The organism is Streptomyces sp. NPDC033131 (assembly GCF_055578365.1).
Window position 1 is genome coordinate 108828 of sequence record NZ_JBVIPA010000015.1, and the last position, 24149, is coordinate 132976.

21 protein-coding genes are annotated in these 24149 nt (G+C 71.1%); 12 read left to right on the top strand and 9 right to left on the bottom strand.

All coding sequences use genetic code 11. The features are described 5' to 3' along the window. Window positions 1-14 precede the first annotated feature (14 nt). Window positions 15-725: an SDR family NAD(P)-dependent oxidoreductase gene (locus ACZ5XS_RS20810; RefSeq protein WP_468653340.1), complete on the top strand. Its 711-nt coding sequence runs from the start codon at window positions 15-17 to the stop codon at window positions 723-725. 29 nt (window positions 726-754) lie between these two features. Here ACZ5XS_RS20810 and ACZ5XS_RS20815 read toward each other — a convergent pair whose 3' ends face one another. Next, window positions 755-1414 carry a TetR/AcrR family transcriptional regulator gene (locus ACZ5XS_RS20815; protein ID WP_468653341.1) on the bottom strand — a complete coding sequence of 220 codons (660 nt, stop codon included), beginning with the start codon at window positions 1412-1414 and terminating at the stop codon, window positions 755-757. Window positions 1415-1554: 140 nt separating this feature from the next. On the opposite strand from ACZ5XS_RS20815, the gene ACZ5XS_RS20820 reads away from it, so the two are divergent. Beyond that, window positions 1555-2163, top strand: a complete 609-nt coding sequence (locus ACZ5XS_RS20820; protein WP_217238114.1) for a TetR/AcrR family transcriptional regulator — start codon at window positions 1555-1557, stop codon at window positions 2161-2163. A gap of 94 nt (window positions 2164-2257) precedes the next feature. Here ACZ5XS_RS20820 and ACZ5XS_RS20825 read toward each other — a convergent pair whose 3' ends face one another. The 4 genes from ACZ5XS_RS20825 to ACZ5XS_RS20840 all read right to left on the bottom strand — a co-directional run bounded on the left by ACZ5XS_RS20825 (window position 2258) and on the right by ACZ5XS_RS20840 (window position 6323). Further along, window positions 2258-3670, bottom strand: coding sequence for a 2-oxo acid dehydrogenase subunit E2 (locus tag ACZ5XS_RS20825; RefSeq protein WP_468653344.1), 1413 nt, complete (start codon window positions 3668-3670; stop codon window positions 2258-2260). 4 nt (window positions 3671-3674) lie between these two features. After that, entirely contained in the window at window positions 3675-4700 is a 1026-nt protein-coding gene (locus ACZ5XS_RS20830) for an alpha-ketoacid dehydrogenase subunit beta (RefSeq protein ID WP_468653346.1), read from the bottom strand. A gap of 5 nt (window positions 4701-4705) precedes the next feature. Further along, window positions 4706-5716 (bottom strand): thiamine pyrophosphate-dependent dehydrogenase E1 component subunit alpha, encoded by a 1011-nt coding sequence (locus ACZ5XS_RS20835; RefSeq protein ID WP_468653348.1) that lies wholly within the window; start codon window positions 5714-5716, stop codon window positions 4706-4708. 97 nt (window positions 5717-5813) lie between these two features. Beyond that, the gene (locus ACZ5XS_RS20840) at window positions 5814-6323 is read right to left on the bottom strand and encodes a VOC family protein (RefSeq protein WP_468653350.1); all 510 of its coding nucleotides are present in this window, start codon (window positions 6321-6323) and stop codon (window positions 5814-5816) included. Between the two features lie 249 nt (window positions 6324-6572). Here ACZ5XS_RS20840 and ACZ5XS_RS20845 point away from each other — a divergent pair, with 249 nt between their 5' ends. The 8 genes from ACZ5XS_RS20845 (at window position 6573) to ACZ5XS_RS20880 (ending at window position 17885) form a co-directional block, all read left to right on the top strand. Then, window positions 6573-7847 (top strand): aromatic ring-hydroxylating oxygenase subunit alpha, encoded by a 1275-nt coding sequence (locus tag ACZ5XS_RS20845; RefSeq protein ID WP_468653352.1) that lies wholly within the window; start codon window positions 6573-6575, stop codon window positions 7845-7847. After that, window positions 7844-8668 carry an SDR family NAD(P)-dependent oxidoreductase gene (locus ACZ5XS_RS20850; protein WP_468653354.1) on the top strand — a complete coding sequence of 275 codons (825 nt, stop codon included), beginning with the start codon at window positions 7844-7846 and terminating at the stop codon, window positions 8666-8668. The genes ACZ5XS_RS20845 and ACZ5XS_RS20850 overlap by 4 nt, the downstream gene beginning before the upstream one ends. Window positions 8669-8729: 61 nt before the next feature. Continuing rightward, window positions 8730-10466 carry a PEP-utilizing enzyme gene (locus ACZ5XS_RS20855; RefSeq protein WP_468653356.1) on the top strand — a complete coding sequence of 579 codons (1737 nt, stop codon included), beginning with the start codon at window positions 8730-8732 and terminating at the stop codon, window positions 10464-10466. A gap of 75 nt (window positions 10467-10541) precedes the next feature. Next, a complete protein-coding gene (locus ACZ5XS_RS20860; protein WP_468653357.1) occupies window positions 10542-10868 on the top strand; it encodes a putative quinol monooxygenase in 327 nt (108 codons plus the stop codon). Window positions 10869-10996: 128 nt separating this feature from the next. Next, window positions 10997-13951 (top strand): SpoIIE family protein phosphatase, encoded by a 2955-nt coding sequence (locus ACZ5XS_RS20865; protein WP_468653359.1) that lies wholly within the window; start codon window positions 10997-10999, stop codon window positions 13949-13951. A 58-nt stretch (window positions 13952-14009) separates the two neighbouring features. After that, entirely contained in the window at window positions 14010-15566 is a 1557-nt protein-coding gene (locus tag ACZ5XS_RS20870) for a sugar ABC transporter ATP-binding protein (RefSeq protein WP_468653361.1), read from the top strand. Continuing rightward, complete coding sequence (locus tag ACZ5XS_RS20875; RefSeq protein WP_468653363.1) at window positions 15563-16663, top strand: ABC transporter permease; 1101 nt, start codon at window positions 15563-15565, stop codon at window positions 16661-16663. Before ACZ5XS_RS20870 ends, ACZ5XS_RS20875 begins: the two co-directional genes overlap by 4 nt. A gap of 79 nt (window positions 16664-16742) precedes the next feature. Further along, a complete protein-coding gene (locus ACZ5XS_RS20880) occupies window positions 16743-17885 on the top strand; it encodes a substrate-binding domain-containing protein (protein ID WP_468653494.1) in 1143 nt (380 codons plus the stop codon). Window positions 17886-17940: 55 nt separating this feature from the next. On the opposite strand, the gene ACZ5XS_RS20885 is transcribed toward ACZ5XS_RS20880, so the two are convergent. Genes ACZ5XS_RS20885 through ACZ5XS_RS20900 form a run of 4 tightly spaced genes read right to left on the bottom strand, consistent with a single transcriptional unit; the run spans window position 17941 to window position 20940 of the window. Further along, entirely contained in the window at window positions 17941-18990 is a 1050-nt protein-coding gene (locus ACZ5XS_RS20885; protein WP_468653365.1) for an NADP-dependent oxidoreductase, read from the bottom strand. 4 nt (window positions 18991-18994) lie between these two features. Continuing rightward, entirely contained in the window at window positions 18995-19213 is a 219-nt protein-coding gene (locus ACZ5XS_RS20890; protein ID WP_468653367.1) for a transposase, read from the bottom strand. Window positions 19214-19216: 3 nt separating this feature from the next. Beyond that, window positions 19217-19537, bottom strand: coding sequence for a 2Fe-2S iron-sulfur cluster-binding protein (locus tag ACZ5XS_RS20895; protein WP_468653369.1), 321 nt, complete (start codon window positions 19535-19537; stop codon window positions 19217-19219). Further along, window positions 19534-20940 (bottom strand): aromatic ring-hydroxylating oxygenase subunit alpha, encoded by a 1407-nt coding sequence (locus ACZ5XS_RS20900; protein WP_468653371.1) that lies wholly within the window; start codon window positions 20938-20940, stop codon window positions 19534-19536. Before ACZ5XS_RS20900 ends, ACZ5XS_RS20895 begins: the two co-directional genes overlap by 4 nt. A gap of 437 nt (window positions 20941-21377) precedes the next feature. Between ACZ5XS_RS20900 and ACZ5XS_RS20905 the strand changes: the two genes are divergently transcribed. Beyond that, window positions 21378-22520: a substrate-binding domain-containing protein gene (locus tag ACZ5XS_RS20905; protein ID WP_468653373.1), complete on the top strand. Its 1143-nt coding sequence runs from the start codon at window positions 21378-21380 to the stop codon at window positions 22518-22520. Between the two features lie 63 nt (window positions 22521-22583). Beyond that, window positions 22584-24149, top strand: coding sequence for a sugar ABC transporter ATP-binding protein (locus ACZ5XS_RS20910; protein WP_468653375.1), 1566 nt, complete (start codon window positions 22584-22586; stop codon window positions 24147-24149).

The following is a 24149-nucleotide window of genomic DNA, read 5'->3' on the forward strand; positions in this document are numbered from 1 at the left end:
CGAGGAGAACTGCCATGAGTGAGCCCAGAACCGCCCTGGTCACCGGTGGGGCGCGCGGGATCGGCGCGGAGATCTGCCGGCAGCTCGCCGACCGGGGGCTGCGGGTCCTGGTCGGGGCCCGGAACCGGGAGGCCGCCGAGGAGGTGTGCCGGTCCATCGGCCCGGCGGCCCTGCCGCTCGTCCTGGACGTGGGTTCCGCCCGGAGTGTCGGCGAAGCGGTGCGCGAGGCCGGGGAACTGGTCGGCGGCGGGGGCGGAATCGACGTACTGGTGAACAACGCCGGGGTGTCCCTGGACGGCGACCTGCGGCCGCCGTACCTCGACGAGGACGTCCTGCGCGCCACGCTGGACATCAACCTCGTGGGCGCCTGGCGCATGGCCGAGGCGGTGGTCCCGGGCATGGTGCGGGCCGGCTACGGGCGGGTGGTCAACCTCACCAGCTCGTACGGCTCGCTGGCGCTGATGGACTCCGGCCGGCGCCCGGCCTACCGCGTCTCCAAGACCGCGCTCAACGCCCTGACCCGGATGCTCGCGGGCGAGTTGGCCGGCACGGGCGTCCTGGTCAACGCGGCCGACCCGGGCTGGACCCGCAGCGGCATGGGCGGCCCGGCCGCCCCGCGCGGGCCGGAGGAGGGCGCGGACACGCCCGTCTGGCTGGCGACGCTGCCGGAGGGCGACGGGACGACGGGCGGGCTGTTCGCGGAACGCAGGCCACTGCCCTGGTGAACCGGGACACTGAGCCCGGTCCGCTCGCGTCAGGCCGGTGTGGCCGCCGACTCGGTCTTCTGGTCGGCCGCGACGATGCGCAGTGCCAGCGACCTGACCGCCTCCTGGACGGACCCGGACGGCATCCGGGACAGCGGCCCGCCCTCGGCGCGCAGCGCGGTCACGAGGATGGTCGCACTGATGAAGGTGCGGACCGCGAGCGCCTGCGAGGCGTGCCGTGCCTTGGCCGCCCGCGGACTTCGGGCGGTGCTCTCGGGCAGATAGTCGTACGCACGCTGGATGTGCCGCTGCTCGAACTCGTCGCGCAACAGCTTGATGGTGCCGTTGGCGGAGGCCATCTGGACCTGGTAGAGCCGGGCCTCGTCCGGGTTTCCCTCCACCCAGTCCCACACGGCGTCGATGGTGCGGATCAGGCCCTCGGCGTCTCCCGGCTCGGTGTCCGGACGGGCCGTCTCCACGACGGTGTTCAGCTGGTCGAAGACCCGCCGCATGGCGAGTTCGAGCAGCTCCTCCTTGCCCGCGAAGTGGTAGTAGACGGCCGTGGGAACCACCTGTGCCTCGTCCGCGATGTCCTGCACACTGGTCTCCGCGAAGCCGTTGCGGCCGAACACCCGGACGGCGGCGCTGATGATGTGCTGACGTCGTGAGGGACGGTGGGCGGGCTGCTTGCCGTTCGTGATGGCCATCATGCTCCCTGGCGGTTGCCGCGACCGGTGCCTGTGAGCCCCGGTGTACTGACCATGCTATCCAGTTACTCCCGCAGGTCGAGCCCGTAAACCCTGCTACCCGCGTGGCTCCGGAGTACCAAGGTCACGGCATACTTGACACCATGACTACATCCGGAACCCGCGCTGCTCACCGCCCTTCGCGCAGGCAGTGGGTGATCGAGGCAGCCACGGAGCTCTTCGCCACCCAGCCTCCGGACGAGGTGACCGTGGCGGACATCGCGGCTCGGGCGGAGATGACGTCGGCCGCGGTGTACTACCACTTCTCCTCCAAGGACCAGGTTCTGGTGGAGGGTATGCGGGTGTTCGCCGCCGCGCTGCGCGAGCAGGTGGAGACGCTCACCGAGGCGCACGAACCCGGCGCGGACATCGGCCCGACCGTCACGGCGCTGGTGGTCTGGCTGGGTGAGCACCGGTCCGCCGCGACCGTCTTCTTCGTCTCCTCGGCCGGCATGAGCCAGGAGGCGGAGACGCTGCGGCACGAGATCCGGACGCAGTTGCTGGAGGAACTGGTACGGCTGATCCGCAAGGGCCGTGAACCGGTCACGGACGCGGAGGCGGCGGTGATCGGCCTGGGGGTGCTGGCGCTGCTCGAAACCGCGGCGGTCTCGCAGGTCCGCGGGGACGACGTCTACCGCTCCCTCGGACACCGTTCGTTCCTCCGCGAGGTCGGCCGTCTCGCCGAGCGGATCGCCGATCCGGCTGCCGAGTAGCCGACGCGGACCGGGCCCGGACACAGCGGGCCGCGCCCGCCGACCGGATGGGTGGGAACGGTCGACGGGCGCGGAGGCGGGGTCGGGAAGGTCGTCAGACCAGAAGCCGCAGCGGTTTTCGCAGCAGCTCACCGACCGTGCGCAGATACTCGGCCGCCGGCGCCCCGTCCACGGCGCGGTGGTCGAAGGTGAGGCTGAGGGTGAGCACCTGGGTGCGTCGCGGCTGGTCGTCCACCCACTCGACGCCGTCCCTGAGCCGGCCCACGCCGAGGATGGCGACATTGCCGGGGTTGATCACCGGAGTGAAGAAGTCGACGCCGTAGCCGCCCAGCGAGGTGACGGTGAACGTGGCGCCTTCCAGCAGCGCCGGGGAGATCCGGCCGGATCGGGCGCTCTCCGCCAACTCCCTTGATCTCCGGGCCATTTCGGGCAGCGGCAGCTCCACCGCGTCCTCGATCACCGGAACGAGCAGGCCGTTCGGCACCGCTACGGCGAACCCGAGGTGGATGCCCTCGTAGAGGTGCACGCCGTCCTCGAACACCCCCGCGTTGAGCAGCGGGTGTTCACGCAGCGCCAGCGCGGCGGCCTTCATCAGGAAGTCGCCCAGGCTCGGCACCGGCAGGTCGCTGCCGGCCCACTCCTGCTTCAACTGGGCCCGCAGGGCCACGACGGCGTCCATCCGCACCTCGTAGCCGTGCGTCAGCTGCGCCATCTCCTGCAGGCTGGCGTGCATCCGGCGGGCGATGACGCCGCGCATCCCGGTGAGCGGGACGACGTCCCCGGGCCGTGGCGACGCGGTGGCCTGGCGGGCCGCCGCCGGAGTCGGTGCCGGTGCTTCGGCCGGGGTGACGGCGTCGAGGTCGGCCCGCCTGATCCGCCCGCCCGCACCTGTGGGGCGTACGTCCGCGAGGTCGATGCCCCGTTCCTTCGCCAGCCGGCGTACCAGCGGGGAGGTGGGAGTCACCGGGTCCGCCCCGAGGACGGCAGGCGGCTGTGCCGCCTGCCGTAGCAGGTACTCCTCCACGTCCTCGGAGACGATCCGGCCGCCGGGCCCGGTGCCGCGTACGGCGGTGAGGTCGACGTCGGTCTCGGCCGCCACCCGTCGGGCGTTCGGGGAGGCCAGGAGCCTGCCCCCCGGGCCGGTGGGAGCAGCGGTGCCGACCGGCGACGGCGCCAGGGAGGCGACACCCTCGGCGGCCGGCACCGCCTCCGAGCCGGGGGATCCGGGCCCGGCGGGCATCGGCGCGCCCCCCGGGCCCGGCGGCTGCTCGCCTTCGGCCAGCAGCCAGCCGATCAGCGCCCCGGCCGGAAGCGTCGCCCCGGCCTGGACGGCGGGGTGGAACAGTCCCCCGGCCTCCGCCTCGACATCCACGTCGACCTTGTCGGTCGCCAGCCGCAGCAGCGCTTCGCCCTCCGCGACGAAGCCGCCGGTCGGCACGAGCCACTCGTCGATCGTGCCTTCCTGCATGGTCAGGCCGATCTTCGGCAGCAGAACCTCGACCGCCACTACGTCACGACCTTTCCAGGAGACGACGGCAGCCCCGCACGATGCGGGCCTGGTCGGGCACGTAGGCCTTCTCCAGCACCGGGGAGAACGGCACCGGGGAGAAGGGCGCGCCGATGCGCAGGACAGGAGCGTCCAGGTAGTCGAAGGCCGCGTCCTGGATCTGGGCGGCGATCTCCCCGCCGAGCCCGCCGAAGGTGACGGCCTCGTGGACGACGAGGACCCGGTTGGTGCGGCGCACGGAGGCGATCATCGTCTCGGTGTCCAGCGGCTGCACGGTGCGCGGGTCGATGACCTCGACCTCGATGCCTTCGGCTGCCAGTTCCTCGGCCGCCGCGAGCGCCTCGCCCACCATGCGGCCCAGGGCGATGACGGTGACGTCGGATCCCTGCCGCGCGGTGTGGGCCTGGCCGAGCGGGATGCCGTAGATCTCCTCGGGCACCTCGCTCTTGCTGCCCAGCAGGACCTTGTTGAGCATGACGACGACCGGGTTGTTGTCCCGGATCGCGGAGACGGTCAGGCCCTTGGCCGTGTAGGCGTCGCACGGCATCACGACCTTGAGGCCGGGCACGTGCGCGAGCCATGCCTCCAGGCTCTGGCTGTGCTGCGCGGCGGCGCCGAGGCCCGCGCCGGAGGCGGTGGTGATGGTGAGCGGCACCGAGACGGAGCCGCCGAACATGTACTTCATCTTGGCGGCCTGGTTGACGATCTGGTCCAGGCAGACGCCGATGAAGTCCATGAACATCAGGTCGACGACGGGGCGCAGTCCCCGGGCGGCGGCGCCGACGCCCAGGCCGACGAGCGCGGCCTCGGAGATCGGGGTGTCGATCATGCGGCGGGGGCCGAACTCGTCGAGCAGGTTGTCGAACATGCGGAAGACACCGCCGTAACCGGCGACGTCCTCGCCGGCGACGAAGACGTTCTCGTCCTCGCGCATGACCTGCGCCAGGCCCTCGTTGAAGGCCTTGACGTAGCTGAGCTTGCGGCCCGTGCCGTTCGGAGCGGGGGCCGGAGCTTCGGTGATGGTGGTCATGGCGCTCATCCCGAGTAGACGTTGAGGAGCAGGTCAGCGGTGTCGGGCAGCGGGCTGGCCTCGGCGTAGGCGATGGCCTCGGCGATCTCGTCGCGGGTGCGCTGCCAGGTGTCGTCCAGCTCGGCGCGGGTGGCGGTGCCGTCGGCGATGGCCCGGGTCTCCAGCAGGTCGATCGCGTCGCGGGCCTTCCACTCCTCGACCTCCGCGTCCGAGCGGTAGGGGTGACGCAGTCCCTTGACGCCCTGGTGGTCGTAGTAGCGGTAGGTCTTGGCCTCGATGAACATGGGGCCCTCGCCGGCCCGGGCGCGGGCGACGGCTTCGAGGGTGGCCTCGTGGACGGCGAGCGCGTCCATGCCATCGACGATCACACTGGGCATGCCGTAGGACGCGGCCCGGTCGGCGACGTCGGTGATCAGCATGTGCTTCGACTGCGGGGTGAACTCGGCGTAGCCGTTGTTCTCGCAGATGAACAGCACCGGCAGGCGCAGGATCGCGGCCATGTTGGCGCCCTCGTGGAAGCTGCCGATGTTGGTGGCGCCGTCGCCGAAGAAGGTGACGGCGATGTTGTCCTCGCCCCTGTACTGGGCGGCGAAGGCGGCGCCGACGGCGATCGGGATGCCGGCGCCGACGATGCCGTTGGCGCCGAGCATGCCGAGGGTGACGTCGTTGATGTGCATGCTGCCGCCGCGGCCGAGGCAGGCGCCGGTGACGCGGCCGTACAACTCGGAGTACATGTGCTTGAAGCTGACGCCCTTGGCCACGGCGTGGCCGTGGCCCCGGTGCGTCGAGGTGATCTGGTCGTCGTCGCGGAGGGCTGCCATCACACCCGCGGCAACGGCCTCCTGACCCACATAGAGGTGGAGGAAGCCCGGCAGCTTGCCGGCTTCCATGAGTTTTCCGGCTTCGGTCTCGAACAGGCGGATGCGCACCATGCGCTCGTGCAGATCCCTGATGACCTGCGCGGATGCCTGGTTCGCGACCGGATCGGCCGACTTCTTCGATGCCCTTTGAGCCATCGTCCGCCCCTTCGCCCCGAGCGAGGTGATCACAGCAATCGGACTTTGTTGTGCCGGTCTACAGTAACCAGCAGGGGCACCTTACTGAAGAGGTTCTCTAATTACTACGGCCCGAGCCGACCGTCTTCCGAACCCCTCCGCGCTGGTCGACCAGCTCCAGCGCGTTGCCCTCCGGATCCGCCCAGAAGCTGATCCGGCGACCTCGCGCCCACACCACGACCGGGTCCGAGAGCGGCCGGGCACCCCCGGCCGCCAGAGCCGTCACGAGCGGGTCCATGTCGTCCAGATGGAAGGTCAGGTACGACAGCCCCCGGCGCGCGGTCAGCGACAGGGCGGACTGGACGGGAGCCGGGGCGAACCGAGGCCGGATCAGCTTGACGGTGCCCCCGGAGGGCACCTGGAGCCAGACGACGAGCAGTTCGTCGCCGAGCCCTGCCGGGATGCCGATGGACGCCGGGACGCGGGAGCGGTGCACCTCGACACAGCCGAGCACCTCGCGATAGAAGCGCTCCATCAGCTCCAGGTCCCGTACGACGACTCCCGCCTCGAACGGCTCGGTCATGCGCGCCCGCACCGCGGGCCCCGGATCGGTCATGTCGTCGGCCATCGCACCGTCTCTCCGTCGAGTGTGCGGCCATCACACTCCGGCAACTGGAGCCGGTCAATAGAAAGATCGCCTCATGTCTGGACCCTTTTGTCCCGGGCGAAGGCGATGTGACCTGCGAGGCACTGAGCTGCCACTTCCGCACTTTCTATTGACAGACAACACTTACCCCTGTTGTCGTGTCGCTCACAGCCCAGCCGCCGCGGCATCAGCCCTACATCAGCTCGCGGCTGGGAGGATTGTGAGGACACCGTGGTCCAGACCAGTTCACCGGAGATCCGGGCGGCAGACGCCGATCGTCAGCCACCTCCGGCGCCGGAATACTCCTCGTGGATCAGCCAGGACCGGTCGACCGGCGCCGCGTCCGTGGCGATGCGGCGGGAAGCCGCCGAGCTCGTCGAGCGCGTGATGGAGCACTACCGCGCGAACACGACGCACGAGGCGGACGGCCAGTGGACGGAACCCGTCGCCAACTACTACGACGCCGACCGCTGGCAGCGGGAGATGGACGCGGTCCACCGGACCGTTCCCCTTCCGCTCGCGATGTCGGCCGAGCTGCCCGGGCCGAACACCTACAAGGCGATGGACGTGCTCGGCGTTCCGGTCCTGATCACCAGGGACCGGCAAGGCGTCGTGCACGCGATGATCAACGCCTGCCGGCACCGCGGGGCCAAGATCATCGAGCCCGGCTGCGGTGTGTCGAAGCGGCTGACCTGCCCGTACCACTCCTGGTCGTACGACCTGGCCGGGGAGCTGCGGGGCGTGTACGCCGAGAAGACCTTCGGCGATGTGTCACGCGCGGGACGCAGCCTGTTGCGGCTCCCGGTCGGGGAGCGCGCCGGCATCGTCTTCGTCTCACTGGACCCGGCGGCCGAACCCGACCTCGACGAGTGGCTGGGTGACCTGCAGCCGCTCCTCGAGGGGATGCGCCTCGCGGACTGCCACCACCACGGGACCAAGGAGCTGACCAGTCCCAACTGGAAGGTCACGCTCGACGGCTATCTGGAGACGTACCACTTCGCCTCGCTGCACCCGAAGACGGTGTTCGAGACGAACCTCTCCAACATGATGGCCCACGACACCTGGGGCCCCCACCAGCGCCTCTCGGCGGCGCTGCGACCGATCGCGCAGGCGGTCGAGCTGCCCCCGGACCAGCGCGACCCGGGAGAGTGCGTAGGAGCCATCTACTGGCTCTACCCCGGGCTCGCCATAGCCGGAGGCTGGCGCAACAAGATCGCCGTCTCCCTGGTACTCCCCCGGACGGCCACCGAGTCGGTCACCCAGCAGATCATCCTGCTGCGCGATCCGGCGGTGACCGAGGAGGAGCGGCACGCCGCCGACAAGTTCGGCGAGTGGTTCTACGAGGTGGTCCGCGACGAGGACTACGCGACCACCTACGGAGTCCAGCAGGGGCTTGCGGCCCTGAACGGGACCGACTTCGTCTTCGGACGCAACGAGCCCGGACTCCAGCACTTCCACCGCACCGTTCACGCGCACCTGGACAACACAGCAAGAGCCGCCAGGTGACCAACCAACCAGACACGCAGGAGAACAACATGGTGGCTACGGGCAGCCTCGACGGACGTGTCGCGGTGATCACGGGCAGCACACGCAGCATCGGACGGGCCATCGCCGAGGCCTTCCTGGCCCAGGGCGCCACGGTCGTCATCAGCGGCCGTTCCGAGCTCAAGGGCAAGCAGGCCCTGGAGGAGCTCGACGCCGGGGACCGGGCCGTCTTCCACCCCTGCGACGCCAACAGCCAGGAGGACATCGAGGCCCTCGCGGACTTCGCCGCGGAGCGCTTCGGCCGGCTCGACATCTGGGTCAACAACGTCGGCGGCACCTCGGGCTTCGCCCCCGTCCACCAGCTCAGCGACGAGGCCTGGCACGACGCCCTCAACCTGAACCTCAACGCCTACTTCTACGGCACCCGCCGTGCGCTGGCGAAGATGCTGGAGGGCGGCTGGGGCCGCATCATCAACATCTCCTCGGTCGAGGGCAAGCAGGCCAACAAGCCGGCGATCAGCCACTACATCACCAACAAGCACGCCATCCACGGCCTGACCAAGGCGACCGCCTTCGAGTACGGCACCCAGGGCATCACCTGCAACGCGATCTGCCCCGGCGCCGTCGACACCGACCTGATGCGGGCCGCGGGCCCCGCCGCTGCCGAGGCCGAGGGCATCAGTTACGAGGTGTGGCTGGGCCGCTTCGCCGAGCACGCGGCGACCAAGCAGATCACCACCGTGGAGCAGGTCGCCGCGGTCGCCTCGCTGCTCGCCAGCGACAACGGCGCGGGCATCACCGGCACGCTGATCAGCGTGGACGGCGGTACGGCCCAGTGGTAGGCGCACGAGCACGAACCAGCGCAGTCGTACGGACCGGCACGGACAGCGGGAGACGCTCGGCATGAAGAGCTGGATCACTGACTGGCAGCGCAGCGAGCGTCTGCCCCACTACACCCGCGCCAACGCTGGCGAGACCCTGCCCGAGCCGGCCAGCCCGCTGGGCTGGTCCCTGGTGTGGGGGCGCGGTCTGCACGGCTGGCGCAACGGCTTCGTCGGCTTCGGCATCTACCGCGAGGAGGAGGTCACCGGTCCCCGGCCTCCCTTCGTCGGGATGTTCGGCGGCTACTTCTACCTGAACCTCTCCCACATGCGGCTGTTCGGTATCCGCATGGGGCAGACCGCCGACCAGATCGACACGGCCTTCGTCGGCCAGCGCTCCGACACCCCGGCGTACGTGGCGCACCCGGACGACCAGGACGGGGAACTGACGGCCAAGGCCGGTGCGACCGTCCAGCGGATGCTGGGCCAGACCAACTTCCCCGAGGCCGACGCCGACCAGGAGCGGCTGCGTCGCGTCCGCCGCGAGCGGCCCGACCTGGCGCAGCTGTCCGACGCGGAACTGGTGGCACACGCCCGCTCGCTGCTCGACGACGTGGAGATCACCTTCCAGCGCCATGTCGAGTCGTCGCTGCCCGCCTCCGTCGGACCGGCGATCCTCGGTCCGCTGTGCGCGAGCCTGGACCGCCCCGGCACCATGCTGGACCTCATCGCCGGACTCGGCGACGTCGACTCCGCCTCCCCCTCGACCGGGCTGTGGACACTGTCCCGGCAGGTCGTGGCCTCGGCCGAGCTGACCGCGCTGTTCGACCAGGGACCGGCCGCGGTGCAGCGGGCGCTGGACGGGGCGAGCGGGGACGTGAAGGCGTTCCGTGACTCCTTCGAGGAGTTCCTGGCGGACTCCGGCGACCGCGGCCCCAACGAGTGGGACATCCACGCACTGTCCTGGGAGGCCTCGCCCGTCCAGGCGCTGGCCCTGGTCGACCGGATCAGGCACAGCGCCGACGACGACTCCCCCGCCGAGCGCCACCGCCGGCTCACGGAGCGCCGTACGGAGATCGCGGCGGAGATCCGGGCCGCGCTCCCCGAGGACGCGCAGCCGATGTTCGACGCCGGCATGCACGCCTCGCAGGTGTGGATCCCGGCCCGGGAGCGGACCAAGGCGAACTGTGTGTCCGTCATCAACGAGATCCGGATGGCGGTACGGGAGCTGGGCCGCCGTGGGGTCGAGGCGGGAGTCTTCGCCGAGCCCGAGGACGTGATGATGCTGCTGGACACCGAGCTCGACGACTATGTCGCCGCCCCGGAGTCCTTCGGCCCCGTCATCGCCCAGCGGCTCGTGGAGTACGCCGGTCTGCGTGAGCTGGAGCCTCCGTTCTTCGTCGCGGCGGACGCGCAGACCGAGATCGACACCTGGCCGCGACGCAGCGACGAGGGGATCGCGGCCGCGGAGGAGAGCGCCGTGCTGACCGGCGTCGGCGGCAGCCAGGGCACCTACACCGGCAGGGTGCGGGTGATCTCCGACCCGGCCTCGTGCGAGGCGCTGGAGCCGGGCGAGGTACTGGTGGCGCCGATCACGGACGCCGCCTGGACCCCGCTGTTCCTGGTCGCCGGAGCGGCCGTCGTGGATGTGGGCGCGCTCAACAGCCACGCCGTCGTGGTCTGCCGCGAACTCGGCATCCCGGCCGTCATCTCCGTCGAAGGCGGTACGCAGCGGCTGCGGGACGGCATGGTGATCACCGTCGACGGCACCAAGGGCACGGTCACCGTGGACAGCGTCCCGGCGGCACTCGCCATCTGAACGGCCCGCGGGCCCGTCGCTCCTTCCTGACCGAGGGCGGCGGGCCCACGGGCATGACCGTGGAAAGGAACCACCGTGGCAGAGGACGCCGCAGCGGGAATCATCGTCGCCGGCTGGATGGACTACGAGGCATCGGATCGCGACACGATGCTGAGGCATCTCGTCGAGGTCGGGCAGCGCACCCGCGAGGAGGAGCCCGGCTGTCTGGACTACGCCATGGCCGCGGACCCCTCCGACGAACGCCGGATCCGGGTCTACGAGCGCTGGGTGTCCCAGCAGGCTCTGGACGAGCACTTCACCACGGCGCACATCAAGGACTTCCGCGCGGCCACGTCCGGGCTGACCCGGGTGGGGGTCTCCCTGAAGATCTTCAGCGTCGCGGCGGCGCGGTCCATGCGCTAGCCGCCCCCGTCAAATTCTTTCTTCAAATGGGCGAAACACGCTTACTCATGGACATAGTTCTAATATCTACATGAGAGCGGGCGGCTTCTCGAACGGCGAGCGACCGGGCGGCAGCCGACCACGGTCCGATGAGGGAAGTGATCCGCATGGGGTTTGTGGGGGATTCCATCGGTCCTTCACGTGCCCGTGAGCGGTTCCTGGAGGGCGGACTGGTCGAGGGAGGCGTGCGGGACCTGATCCTCAGTTCCTGGCAGCGCTCCGTCCTGCTCGGGCTCTCCCCGGACCAGACGGAGCTCCCCTTCCGCGAGGACGTCGATCTGGACAGCCGGCTCGTGCACGCGGCCGGTCCGGTGCTCGACTGGCTGCAGTCCAGGTTCGCGGGCCGCCGCATGAACGTCGCTCTGGCCGACGCCGACGGGACGGTGCTGCAGCGCCGCTTCGGTGAGGCGTCCATGGCCAGGCAACTCGCCCCCATCCAGAGCGTTCCGGGGTTCGTGTTCGCCGAGGAGGTCGCCGGAACCAACGGCATCGGCATCGCGCTCGCGGAACGGCGGCTGTGCCAGGTCTACGGCGCCGAGCACTTCGCGGAGCGCTCACAGGCCAATGCCTGCTCGGCGATCCCCGTGCGTGATCTGCTCAGCGGAGGTGTCGAGGGCATCCTCTCCCTCGGTTGTCCGCGCACCGACGTGGATCCCGCGATGGACACCGTGATACGCGAGGCGGCAGGCGCCATCGAGCGGCGGCTCCTGGCGGAGAACTCGGCACGGGAACGTGGGCTGCTGAGCGCGTATCTCGACGCCAGGCGCCGGGTGCGGGCCGGCGCGGCGGGTGGGGACGGGCACCTGGTCCCGGTGGAGGATCTGGTCCACAGCGGCCTCAACCGGCGTGATCAGACGGTCCTCACGGAGAAGGCCGCCGAGCTGATCGCCTCGGCCCAGCGGGCCGGCGTCGAGGTGCCCCTCTCGGACGGCCGGCGGGTCGTCCTGCTCAGCCATGTCGTGACGAGCGCCACCGGTGTGGCGGGGGTCGCCGTCGAGGCGGTCCTCACCGACGACGCACCGGGGCAACGGCTCGCGGCACTCACGCACCCGGGTGCGCGGCTCGGCCACCCGGCACAGGAAGGCCCCCCGGCACAGGAAGCCGCCGCGGCACGGGAAGCCGTCACACCCGCCGTCCTGCCGACCTCACGCCTGGCCGACCTCACGCCCTTCGGGACCACTCACGCGCAGACCGGGGCGCAGGCGCCGCTCACGACCGCCCGCACGGCCGCGCCGGGCGGCATCGACAGCGGCACCGACGGCGTGCCCGGCGGACGGCTGGTGCTGCTGGGCGAACCGGGCGTGGGCATGCACGCCGTCGCGGCACGGCAGCGCCTGGAGCTGCTGTCCGAGGCCAGCGCCCGCATCGGCACCACGCTGGACCTGCCCCGCACCGCCCGCGAACTCGCCGAGATGGCCGTGCCGCGCCTGGCCGACTTCGTCACCATCGACCTGCCCGAGGCGGTCCTGCGAGGCGAGGAGTCCGCCGATCCCCGCACCGACCTGCACCGCCGGGTGATCCACGGCATCCGCGACGACGGCCCCTTCCAGGCGCTCGGCGAACGGATCCACCTACGTCCCGCCACTCCCCAGCTCCGCTGCCTGGCCGACGGACAGGCAGTACTGGAACCCGACCTGAGGGTCACCGCCGGCCGGTTCTCCCAGGGCCCGGAGCACACCGGAAACCTTCTCGCGTACGGGCTGCGCTCCCTCATCAGCGCCCCGCTGCTCGCCCGCGGTGTCGTCCTGGGCATCGTCAGCTTCTACCGCACGCGAGAGCGCGCCCCCTTCGGGGACGACGACCGTTCGCTGGCCCAGGAACTCACCACCCGTGCCGCCGTCTGCATCGACAACGCCCGCCGCTACACCCGCGAACACGGCATGGTCCTGGCCCTGCAGCGCAGTCTGCTTCCGCAGCGCCTGCCCGAGCAGGACGCCGTCGAGGTCGCCCATCGCTACCTGCCCGCCGAGTCCGGAGTGGGCGGCGACTGGTTCGACGTCATCCCCCTGTCCGGCACCCGCGTCGCCCTTGTCGTCGGCGACGTCGTCGGCCACGGCCTGCACGCCGCCGTCACCATGGGCCGGCTGCGTATCGCCGCACGCAATTTCGCCGAGCTGGACCTGGCACCGGACGAGGTCCTCACCCAGCTCGACAACCTCGTCGCCCGCCTCGACCGGGACGAAGGCGGCGAGGAACCGGGCACCGACGGCACCGGCATCATCGGCGCCACCTGCCTGTACGCCATCTACGACCCCACCTCGCAGCTGTGCACCCTGGCACGCGCCGGCCACCCCCCACCCGCGCTGGTCCGCCCCGACGGCACGGTGACGTTTCCCGACCTGCCGGCCGGACCGCCCCTCGGGCTGGGCGGCCTGCCCTTCGAGACCGCCGAGCTCCACGTCCCCGAAGGCAGCCGGCTCGTCCTCTACACCGACGGGCTCATCGAAGACCGCCACCGCGACATCGACACGGCCCTCGACCAGCTGCGGGACGCCCTCGCCCGGTCCGGCCCCTCCCCCGAGGACACCTGCCAGGCGGTGGTGGACGCCGTGGTGCCCGACCATCCCGCCGACGACATCGCGCTGCTCGTCGCCGGCACCCAGACCCTCGCCCCCGACCGGATCGCCACCTGGGACCTCCCCGCCGACCCGGCCCGCGTCTCCGGCGTGCGCGCCGACGTCACCCGCCGGCTCACCGACTGGGGGCTCGACGAGGCCGTCTTCTCCGCCGAGCTGTTGCTCAGCGAGCTGGTCACCAACGCCATCCGCCACGCCAGCGGCCCCCTGCAGGTACGCGTGATCCACGGCCGCGCCCTGATCTTCGAGGTCTCCGACACCAGCAGCACCGCTCCCCGGCTGCGTCATGCGGCCGCCACCGACGAGGGCGGTCGCGGCCTGTTCCTCGTCGCCCAGCTCGCTCAGGCATGGGGGACCCGCTACACCGACGGCGGCAAGGTCATCTGGGCCGAGTGCGCTCTGGATGTCCCTACGGGAATGCCGACCGTCGCCGGGATAGATTGGGACGATATTCCCGACATCGAATAGGTGAGCCGATCCGGTGCAGTCGGGAAGGAACACGGAAGCCGATCCCCGGAGAGAGTCTGTGCACGACGCTCCCGACGCCCCGACAAGCCGATCCGTGGGCCGCGGCCAGGACCCTCTGGTCCGGATCAGGGGTCTCGGCAAACGGTTCGGCGGTACTCGCGCGCTTGCCGAGGTCGACCTCGATGTCCGGCGCGGTGCCGTCCTCGCCCTGCTGGGTCCCAACGGGGCCGGGAAGTCCACCCTCATCAAGGTGCTCGCCGGTGTCCATCGCGCCGACGAGGGCGAGGTGACCGTGGCCGGCCACCCGCTCGGCACGGCCGCGGCCTCCCGGCACATGGCCTTCATCCACCAGGACCTCGGTCTCGTCGAGTGGATGACGGTCGCCGAGAACATCGCCCTGGGCACCGGCTACCCGCGCCGCCGGGGGCTGATCTCCTGGCGGACGGCGCGCAGGCGCTGCGGGGAGGCCCTGGAGATCGTCGCCGGACATCTCGCGCCCGAGGCCCGCATCGCCGACCTGACCCGTGCCGAACGTTCGCTGGTCGCCATCGCGCGGGCCCTGTCGACCCGTGCGGAACTCCTCGTGCTCGACGAGCCGACCGCCAGCCTCCCCGCGGCCGACTGTGCCCGTGTCTTCCGCGTCCTGCGCGAGCTGTGCGACCGGGGGCACGGCATCGTCTACGTCAGCCACCGGCTCGACGAGGTGTACCAGGTCGCCGACTCCTTCGCCGTCCTGCGCGACGGCCGGATCATCAGCCAGGGCCGGCTCGCCGGCCACAGTGCCGCTCGGCTCGTGCAGGACATCGTGGGCCGCGACCCGGCTCACCGACCACCCGGCGCCGCCGCTCCCGGCCCCGAGGCCCCCGCCGTCCTGCGCCTCGACGGTGTACGGACCGAGCACGCCGGCCCGGTCGACCTCCGACTGCGCCCCGGCGAGATCCTGGGCATGGTGGGCCTCATCGGAGCCGGACACATGGACCTGGGCAGGGCGCTGGCCGGGGTCCGGCCCCTCGTGGGCGGGCACGTGCTGCTGGACGGGCGGCCCTACGGTCCGCGTACGGTCGCCGCCGCCGTCGGTGCCGGTGTCGGCTTCGTGACCAGCAACCGGCTGGAGGAGGGGTGCGCGGCCGAACTGACCGTACGGGAGAACCTGCTCGCCAACCCGCGCGCCCACGGCCTGCCGGGGCCGCGCTGGATCAGCCCCCGGCGCGAGCGCGCCAGGGCCACGGCTCTCGTCGAACGCTTCCGGGTGCACCCCCACGACAGCGAGACACCGATCGCCGTCCTGTCCGGCGGCAACCAGCAGAAGGTCATGCTCGGCCGGTGGCTCCACAGCAAGCGCCGGCTGCTGATCCTCGAGGAGCCGACGGCCGGCGTGGACGTGGGCGCCAAGGCGGAGATCTACCGCCTGCTGGACGAGGAACTGGCCGCCGGGCTCGCCGTCCTGCTCATCTCCACCGACTTCGAGGAGGTCGCGAACGTGTGCCACCGCGCCCTGGTGTTCGTCCGCGGAACCGTGGCCGCCGAGCTGACCGGCGAAGCCCTCACCGTCACCAGGCTCACCCGCACCGCGTCCGCCGTGCCGCCCCTCACCGGAGGGGAGACGGACGGATGAGCGGGGAACCGACGGGCGACGGGACGACCCGGCCGACGTCCACGTCACCGGCTCCCCGATCTCGGCCGCGGCACTCCCCGGGACACTTCATCGGCGCGTACGGACTGCTCGCACTCGCCGTCCTGCTCTTCCTCGTCTTCTCCCTGGCACTGCCCGACACCTTCCCCACGCTCGACAACATCTCCTCGATCCTGTCCAACCAGTCGGTCCCCGCGCTCCTCGCGCTCGGCGCGATGGTCCCCATCGTCACCGGCCGGTTCGACCTGTCCATCGGGTACGGTCTCGGCCTCGCGCACGTCATGGTGCTCCAGCTGATCGTCGGCGAGGGCTGGTCCTGGCCGCTCGCCTGCGCGGTGGTGATCATCGGTGGAGCGGTCGTCGGCGTCCTCAACGGTGTCGTCGTCGAGTTCGCCCGGATCGACTCCTTCATCGCCACCCTCGGCACCGGCAGCGTGCTCTACGCCGTCACCGGCTGGGTCACCGGCGGCACCCGTATCGTCTCCGGGCCGAACGGACTGCCGCCGGCCTTCACCGACCTCTACGACTCCACGTTCCTCGGTCTGCCGGTGCCCGCGTTCTACGTCCTCGGGCTGGTCGTCGTGCTCTGGCTGCTGCTGGAGCGCCTGCCGCTGGGCCGCTACCTCTACGTCATCGGTTCGAACCCCCGCGCCGCCGACCTGGTCGGCATCCCCACGCGCCGCTACAGCGTCTACGCCTTCGCCCTGTCCGGTCTGATCGTCGGCTTCGCCGGCGTCCTGCTCGCCGCGCAGCAGCAGATCGGCAACCCCAGTGTCGGCCTGGACTACCTCCTGCCGGCCTTCGTCGGGGCCCTGCTCGGCTCCACCGCGATCAGACCCGGCCGCCCCAACGCCCTGGGCACCCTCGTGGCGGTCGCCATCCTCGCCATCGGGCTGGCCGGCATCGGGCAGCTCGGCGCGCAGTTCTGGGTCACCCCGCTGTTCAACGGCGCCACCCTGCTGCTCGCCGTCGGCTTCGCCGGGTACTCCGCCCGCCGTCGGCTGCGCTCCGGCGCCGCCGCGAGCCGTCGGGGCGGCAAGGCGGCGGGCACCTCCCAGGAGGCCCAGGACGTTCCGTAGCCCGTGGCCCGCTCCGCGTCCCTCCCCGATCTGTGGACGCCTCCGCCCGTCGCCGTCACCACAGCAAGGAGCACCCGTGATCTCGTACCGCAGGACCGCCCCGGCTCTCGCGGCCCTGACCACGGTCGTCGTCACCGTCGTCGGGTGTGAGCGAGGCTCGTCCACCGGCCCGGAAGACCCCACCGAGCAGGTCACGGCGGGCTGCCCGGCCGCCCTCGCGGAGGCGAGATCCGCCGTCCGGCGGGCCGAGAAGGCGGACGTCTCCTGGAACGGCCCCACCACCGGCCCCGCGGCCGTGCCGGACAAAACGATCGTCTACGTCGCACAGACCATGACCAACCCGGGAGTCGCCGGCGTCGCCGGCGGGCTGCGGGAGGCCGCGAAGGTGATCGGCTGGAACGTCAGGGTCATCGACGGGCAGGGCACTCCCGCCGGCATCCAGGCGGCCCTCAGCCAGGCGGTCGGCGTCAGGCCCTCCGGCATCGTCCTCGGCGGCTTCGACCCCAACGCGACATCGGCCCAGCTCGCGCGGGCCGACGCGGCGGGCATCCCGCTCATCGGCTGGCATGCCGTCGGCTCCCCCGGACCGAGCAGGGAGCCCAAGCTGTTCACCAACGTCACGACCCAGGTCGAGGACGTGGCGCAGATCAGCGCCGACTGGGTCATCGCGCACTCAGGCGGCCGGGCGGGGGTCGTCGTCTTCACCGACGCCTCGATCCCCTTCGCCAGGAACAAGTCCCAACTGATCGAGAAACACCTGGCGACCTGTGCCGACGTGCGTCTCCTGGCGTCCGAGAACATCCCCATCCCGGACGCGAGCAGCCGCACCCCCCAGGAGGTCTCCTCCCTCATCTCCCGCTTCGGCAGCAGGTGGACGCACTCCGTGGCCATCAACGACCTCTACTTCGCCGACGCGGCGCCCGCCCTGCGCGAGGCCGGCAGGAAGGGCTCCGGTCCCCCCTTCAACATCGGCGCCGGAGACGGCGACCCGTCGGCCTTCCAGCGCATCAACAGCGAGCAGTTCCAGGCCGCCACCGTCCCGGAACCGCTCGCCGAACAGGGCTGGCAGATCGTCGACGAGTTCAACCGCGCCTTCGCCGGTGAGCCCGCCAGTGGATACGTCGCCCCGGTCCACATCTCCACGGCCGCCAACAGCGGCGGAGCGACGACCTGGGACCCGCCCGGCTACCGCGAGGCGTACCGGAGGATCTGGGGCAGGTGAGAGCCGTCGGTCACCCGTCGTGCGTGACGGGGGATCCTGCGTCTGCCCACGCCCGCTACGCGCGCAAGCGGCTGTACGGATCCTCGGCCAGCCGGACCAGCATCTTGCCGACGTTGCCACCGGCCAGCAGGGACAGCAGGGCCTGTGCCGCGCCGTCCAGGCCGTCCGTCACCGTCTCGCGGGCGGTGACGCGGCCCGAGCGCAGCCAGTCGGCGACGCGGCTCTCGAACTCCGGCCGCAGATCCTCGTGGTCGCGGACGATGAAGCCGCGCAGGGTGAGCCTTTTGAGGACCGCCTGGATCAGCTGGTTGATGTCGGTGGACCGCCGCTCGCCGCCGAACTGCGACATCATGCCGCACAGAGCGACACGGCCGCCCGTCCGCAACGCGTGCAGGGCTGCGGCCAGTTGCTCGCCGCCGACGTTGTCGAAGTAGACGTCGACGCCGTCGGGCGCCAGCCGTGACAGGGCGTCGCGCACCGGCCCGGCGCGGTAGTCGGCGGCGGCGTCGTAGCCGAACTCCTTGACCAGCAGGGCGCACTTGTCCGGTCCACCGGCCGTCCCGATGACGTACTCGGCGCCCAGCAGCCGGGCGAACTGTCCGGCGGCGGTGCCCACGGCCCCGGCAGCCGCCGACACGAGGACGGTGTCGCCGGGCCGCACCCCGGCGATCCGCGCGAGCCCGACGTAGGCGGTGAAGCCGGTCTGTCCGAGCAGCCCCAACCAGGTGGGCAGCGGGGCGAGTTCCGGGTCGATGCGGCCCGCGGCGTCGGTGTCGGCCGGGTCGAGGACGGCCCACTCCCGCCAGCCGAGCTGGTGGCGTACGAACGTGCCCGGCGGCACGGAGGGGCAGCGGCTCTCCTCCACGACGCCGAGGGCCCGGCCGTCCAGCGGTGATCCGGGGGTGAAGTTGTGCGTGTAGTGCTTCTCGGTGCTCTCCAGCCTCCCGCGCATCGACGGGTCGACGCTCATGTAGAGGTTGCGGACGAGCAGCTGCCCCTCGCCGAGCGGCGGGAGCGGGCGCTCCTCGACGGCGAAGTCCCCGAGGGCCGGCTCTCCCTCGGGCCGGCGCACCAGGCAGACCATCCGGGTGGTACGGGGCGGCACCGGCTCACGCCTCCGGCGGTCGGGCGCCGCGCCGCTGGGCGAGGCGGCCGACCCAGCCGGCCATCTGGAGGTCGGCGTGGCGCAGTTCGCCGGACTGCCAGCGGGCCTGGAAGTCGAAGATGCCCTGCGCCCCGGTCTTGGGGTCGGTCACCTCCACGAGCCCGTCCTCGGTGAGCCGGTACACCTGCCCGGTCAGCGGATGGGTCACTTGCTTGGCACTCACGGCTCACTCCTGCGGTCTGCGGCGTACGCCGCGTTTGGTCACGGTCACCGGGCCCTCGACCCGGAGCCGGCAGGCGAGCCGGGTCAGGCCGTCCACCGGCTTGCGCAGGGCTTCGATGCCCTCGCGCTCCAGCGGGCCCACGGGCGAACAGTTCTCGGCGCCTTCCTCGACCTCCACGAAGCAGGTGCGGCAGGTGGCCTTGCCCCCGCAGACGGTGGGCCAGCGGTAGCCGAGCCGCTGGGCGGCGCTGAACAGGTCCTCGCCGTCCCGCACCTCCAGCTCGACTCCCAGGGGCCGGACCGCCACCCGGTGGGTCTCGGTCACTTGCTCATCCACTGGTCGAGCGTCTGGTTGAAGTGGCGGATGCGGCTCTCCTGGTAGTTGGCCAGGGTGATGCCCGGCTTGCGCATCGTCTTCAGTCCCTGCTGGACGTACGGGAGGTTCTCGCAGTCCTGGTCGAAGACCGGTCCGAGAACGCCGAGTTCGGGGATGTCCGCGAAGAGCACGTCCTCCGGCACCCAGCGGATCTTGACCGGGGGCGGCATCTCGCCGGGCGTCTTCGGGGCCGACATGAAGATGATCTCGGCGGTGCAGGAGTCGGGGTCGAGGCCGTTCGGCTTGAACCGGTAGATGATGTTGGACTTGGCGCCGCCCCAGGGGTTGAAGTTGGGGAACAGCAGGTAGTTGATGGCGTCCATCAGCTCGGTGTCGGCGGTCTGCGAGAAGTCCTGGTGCGAGGTGGCGGCCAGTTGTTCGCGCATCCGGTCGGCGAGGACCTGGCGGGCGGTGCTGCCGGCCGGGATCGCGGGCAGCTCGCCCCCCTCCTGGATCACCAGGTCACGGCCCTGGGCAGCCGCGTAGAACGCGCGCGAGCCGTAGAACGTCTCCAGGACGTCCTCCTCCGTGACCGAGTCGGCCACGTGCGGGCTGGGGGCGCCCTGGATGTTGATCATGCGGTTCCAGTTGGGCTGGTCCGCCATGACGTCGTACTGGGAGTTGGCGTCGGCGAGCCAGGGCAGCATCTGCGGGTGCGTGGCGATCACGTGGAAGGACTCGATGAACGCGTCCTGGGCGATCTTCCAGTTGCAGGGCAGCACCTTGGCGACGTGCAGCGACTTGTAGCGGTCCTGCAGGGGCCAGATGTAGTACTCGTCGAAGGTGCCGCAGTAGCTTTCGAACGGCTCCGCGTACGGATCCATGTTGATGAAGACGAAGCCGCGCCAGGTGGCCACCTTGGCCTCGGGAAGCGCGAACTTCTCCGGGGTGACATGGGGGAAGTCCCAGGCGCAGGGCGGGGTCTGCATCGTGCCGTCGAGGTTCCAGGCAAAGCCGTGGAAGGGGCAGCGGAACTCGCCGACGTTGCCGCCGCCGGTGCGCAGTTTGCGGCCGCGGTGCAGGCAGGCGTTGACGTACGCGCGGATCTCGTCCGGCGCCGTGCGCACGATGATCAGTGAGTCGTCGCCGATCTCGTAGACCTCGTGGTCGCCGACCTCGGGGATCTCGCTCTCCAGGCAGGCGAACTGCCACACGCGACGCCACACCTGGCTCATCTCGCGCTCGGCCCATTCGCGGGAGGTGAAGCGGGTGGTGTCGATGTCCTCGCTGCCGAGGTAGTCGTTGTTGACGTACCTCAAGGCGGGGGGAACCGGTCGGCTGTCCCGGTCGAGGTAGTCCTGGACGCTGGGTCCGGGACACCGCGCCGTGCCCAACTCCGACGTTTCGTCCATCTTCTCTCCTCAGCCAGAAACTTTAGAGTGAGTGTAGTTATTGGTCAGGGCTCGGAGCAATACTCGCGGCTCCGCCCGGACGCCACGGAACCCCGCATCCAGGGGATCGACAGGGCCCCTCTCCAATTTGTTACGACCGACCCCTCCCCAAGCCCGACAGCGCGTGCCACACTCCGTCGCACCCGAGGCTGTAGAGCCTCACAAGTTTCTCTCCGGCCTGGGGCAGCGTTCGTCACGTCCCGGTCACAGCGCCGCCCGCCTGCCTCGGCGGCCCGCGTCGTACCCCACGACGGCGATCCCACTGCCCGCTCGATCACCTGAGCGTGCCGTCCCGGCATGGGCGGCACAGAATCCGCCTGCACACAGCCGGCCGCCGCGGACGCGGGAGCGTCGCGTGCCGCCGCAGCGCAGGCGCCACACCACGGGAGTACTCAACGATGAGTTCCAGACCCGGACGCGCGGTCCGTCGCGCGCTCACCGCGATCGTCTCCGTCTCCGCCCTGCTCGCCCTGGGGGCCTGCGGCGGCACCGGCACGACTCCGGCCGCCGACTCCGCCAAAGCGACCTCAGACTCCCCCGGCCTGACCGCGGCCCGGACAGCCCTGGCCAAGTACTCCAAGCGTCCGGACAAGATCCCGGTCACCGAACCGGTGGGCAAGCCGATCCCCACGGGAAAGAAGATCGACTTCATCCTGTGCGGCGTGCAGTCCTGCAGCGACCTGGCCAAGTTCTTCACCGCCGGGGCCAACCAGCTCGGCTGGAAGGTCGAGCTGCTCCCCACCCAGGGCACGCCGGAGTCCGTCCAGGCCGCCTACGAGCACGCACTGCGCAACAAGCCGGACGCCGTCGTCGCCTCCGGATTCCCGCGCGCGGTGTACGCGAAGCAGCTGGCGAAGCTGGAGGCGGCGGGTATCCCGGTCATCCAGTCGAACGCCGACGACGTGGTGGGCGACGGGATCGAACTGCTCAACAACGGGCCGAAGGACGTCGGCGTCCAGGGCGAGATGCTCGCCTCGTGGGTGGTGTCCGACAGCGGCGCCAAGGCCAACACCGTCTACTTCGACCTGCCCACCTACAGCATCCTCAAGCCCGTCAAGGACTCGTTCGCCGCCCAGTACAAGGAGTGGTGCGAGGGCTGCGCGCTCGACACCGTCGACGTGCCGATCACCGCGATCGGCAAGGACATGCCCGACCGTGTGGTCTCGTACGTCCGCTCGCACCCGAAGGTGACCCACATCGTCTTCTCGCTCGGCCTGCTCAACGTGGGTGTGCCGACCGCGCTGAAGACCGCCGGTGTGACCGACAAGCGCATCGCCGTGAACGTGGGTGACGCGCAGAACTACCAGTACATCGAGAGCGGCCTCAGCCACGGTGCGATGGCCCTGAACTCCCACGAAACCGCCTGGCTCCAGGTCGACGCGCTGGCCCGCCACTTCACCGGCCAGCCCATGGACGTGAACCAGAAGGCCGTGCTGCCCAACATGCTGATCACCAAGGACAACCTCGTCGCCACTCTCGACGACTTCCCGCTCGTCGAGGACTACCAGGCGCAGTTCAAGGCGCTCTGGGGTCTGAACTGACCGACCCGGCCCCCGCCGCCGGCGACGTGCCGGCGGCGGCGCCATTCGACGAAGGGAGCAGCGGTGCACGCTGACACGTCACAGGAGACCACGCGGGGGTCGGCCGGTACCGATGAGAGCGACCGACCCGTACTGCGGGTGTCCGGGCTGTCGAAGCGATTCGGCGGCACCCAGGCGCTCGAGGACGTCGACCTGGACATCGCCCCCGGCGAGATCCACGCGCTGATCGGGCCCAACGGCTCCGGCAAGTCCACTCTCATCAAGATCCTCGCCGGTTACCACCACGCCGAGCCCGGGGCGGTCGCCGAACTCGACGGCGAGCCGTTCGGCCTGGGCCAGGTCACCGGTTCCCGGCACGACCGGCTCCGCTTCGTCCACCAGGAGCTGGGACTGGTGGGCGAGCTGAGCGCCACCGACAATCTCGCCCTGAGCCGCGGCTTCGCCCGCACGGCTCTCGGCAACATCCGCTGGTCGGAGATGGAACGCCGGACGACCGCGCTGGTCGAACGGTTCGGCCTCGGCATCGACGTACGCCGGCCCCTGTCGACGGCCACGCCCGTCCAACGCGCGGTGGTGGCCATCGCCGCCGCCCTGCAGGGCTGGGAGGGCCGCCGCGGCGTCCTGGTCCTCGACGAGCCGACCGCCGTGCTGCCGCCCGGCGAGGTGGCCCGGCTCTTCGACATCGTGCGGGAGATCCGTGCCACCGGGGCCAGCGTCCTGTACGTCTCGCACCGCATGGACGAGATCTTCGCGCTGGCCGACCGGGTCACCGTGATCCGCGGCGGACGCCGGATCGCCACCCGCCGGGTCGCCGAACTCACCCCCCGCTCGCTGGCGGAACTGATGGCGGGCGAGGAGATGGAGACCACCTACCGGCCGCGGCTGCCTTCCGCCGCCGCCGAGCCCGTCCTGCAGGTCCGCGACCTGTGGGCCGGTCCGTTGCGCGGCATCGGCTTCACCCTGGCCAAGGGGGAACGGCTGGGCATCACCGGTCTGGTGGGCTCCGGCCACGAAGTCGTGCCGTACGCGGTGTGCGGGGCGTACACCGGCCCGGTGCGCGGCAAGGTGCGGTTGCCGGAGCGCTCCCAGCGGTGGGCCGGCGTCAAGGACGCCGGTGGGCTCGGTATCCCGCTGGTCCCGGCGGACCGGGCGGGCGAGGGCGTCATCGGCGACTTCTCCGTAGGGGAGAACCTCACCCTCCCGCTGCTCGACCGGCTGCGTGCCCGGGCCGGACGACTGCACCGGCGCCGCGAATCCTCGCTCGCCGAGGAATGGATCAAGCGGGTGGGCGTGCGCACGGCCGGCCGCGGGGCCCGGATCACCACGCTGAGCGGCGGCAACCAGCAGAAGGTCGTCATGGCCCGCTGCCTGGCCCAGCAGCCGCCGGTGCTCGTGCTCTGCGAACCCACGGCGGGCGTCGACATCGCCACCCGCCTCCAGCTGTACGACCTGATCGAACGTCAGGCCGACGCCGGCATGGGCGTGATCGTGTCCTCCTCCGACACCGAGGACCTGCTCGCGCTGTGCACCCGCGTCCTGGTGATACGGGACGGCCGGATCGTACGGGAGATCAGCGGCCCGGACATCACCGAGCCCGCGCTGGTCCACGCCATGGAAGGAACCGAGTGA

Coding starts and splice junctions, on each gene's coding strand:
- ACZ5XS_RS20810 (WP_468653340.1), top strand. CDS start 15: ATGAGTGAGCCCAGAACCGCCCTGGTCACCGGTGGGGCGCGCGGGATC.
- ACZ5XS_RS20815 (WP_468653341.1), bottom strand. CDS start 1,414: ATGATGGCCATCACGAACGGCAAGCAGCCCGCCCACCGTCCCTCACGA.
- ACZ5XS_RS20820 (WP_217238114.1), top strand. CDS start 1,555: ATGACTACATCCGGAACCCGCGCTGCTCACCGCCCTTCGCGCAGGCAG.
- ACZ5XS_RS20830 (WP_468653346.1), bottom strand. CDS start 4,700: ATGACCACCATCACCGAAGCTCCGGCCCCCGCTCCGAACGGCACGGGC.
- ACZ5XS_RS20835 (WP_468653348.1), bottom strand. CDS start 5,716: ATGGCTCAAAGGGCATCGAAGAAGTCGGCCGATCCGGTCGCGAACCAG.
- ACZ5XS_RS20840 (WP_468653350.1), bottom strand. CDS start 6,323: ATGGCCGACGACATGACCGATCCGGGGCCCGCGGTGCGGGCGCGCATG.
- ACZ5XS_RS20855 (WP_468653356.1), top strand. CDS start 8,730: ATGAAGAGCTGGATCACTGACTGGCAGCGCAGCGAGCGTCTGCCCCAC.
- ACZ5XS_RS20865 (WP_468653359.1), top strand. CDS start 10,997: ATGAGGGAAGTGATCCGCATGGGGTTTGTGGGGGATTCCATCGGTCCT.
- ACZ5XS_RS20875 (WP_468653363.1), top strand. CDS start 15,563: ATGAGCGGGGAACCGACGGGCGACGGGACGACCCGGCCGACGTCCACG.
- ACZ5XS_RS20900 (WP_468653371.1), bottom strand. CDS start 20,940: ATGGACGAAACGTCGGAGTTGGGCACGGCGCGGTGTCCCGGACCCAGC.
- ACZ5XS_RS20905 (WP_468653373.1), top strand. CDS start 21,378: ATGAGTTCCAGACCCGGACGCGCGGTCCGTCGCGCGCTCACCGCGATC.